Genomic DNA, 228 nt, shown 5'->3' on the forward strand with positions numbered 1-228 from the left:
CTTCAAGCAAGCGCTCCTCACTTTTACAGTCTCCCTTATCCTGTTCGGCCCGATCTCGGGGCTGGTGCTCGAGGGATTTTCGTTCACGAACGAACTGATGCGCGCGGTACTGCTGGCGGCCGTCGTCACGGCAGGTCGATCGGCGCTCTCGCTGTTCCAGGTGAGCAGCCCCGGTCGAAAACTCACTCGACGCATGGCCGGAAACGGTGCCGGCGTGACCGTGATGAC

Annotated in this window: 1 pseudogene; it reads left to right on the forward strand. The window is 61.8% G+C overall.

Features of this window, described 5'->3' with window-relative positions:
• Positions 1-228: pseudogene (locus AF337_RS17300) on the forward strand (high-affinity branched-chain amino acid ABC transporter permease LivM); the annotation flags it as partial.

The organism is Rhizobium ecuadorense, from assembly GCF_001187535.1.
Classification (GTDB): domain Bacteria; phylum Pseudomonadota; class Alphaproteobacteria; order Rhizobiales; family Rhizobiaceae; genus Rhizobium; species Rhizobium ecuadorense.